This is a genomic window from Limimaricola sp. G21655-S1, assembly GCF_027213785.1.
In the GTDB taxonomy this organism is placed as follows: domain Bacteria; phylum Pseudomonadota; class Alphaproteobacteria; order Rhodobacterales; family Rhodobacteraceae; genus Limimaricola.
Map to the genome: position 1 here is coordinate 1 of NZ_JAPWGO010000236.1, position 270 is coordinate 270.

Sequence of the window (270 nt, forward strand, 5' to 3'; positions counted from 1 at the left end):
GGACGGGCAGATCGTTGCGTCCGTGCAGCCGCGCACGCTGGACGGGCATCCGTGGCCCGTGCGCGACGATCATGTGACGGACTTGAGGGACGCTGCAAAGGCAATCATCGCACTGGCTCGTGCCGCTGGAGTTGACGCGCAGGCCATGGCGCAAGCGATGACAGACAGCGGTTTGCCGACAACCAGCGCGCGGCTCAAAAACATCAGTACGATGGAGCAGGGTCGCCGCTCTGCGACAACCCCAGCGGAGCTCGTAGCGATGTGCTATGC

At 64.4% G+C, this 270-nt stretch carries 1 protein-coding gene; it reads left to right on the forward strand.

All coding sequences use genetic code 11. The features are described from left to right. A partial coding sequence (locus tag O4G76_RS20590; protein ID WP_269398986.1) for a hypothetical protein occupies positions 1–270 on the forward strand: 270 nt, incomplete at both ends.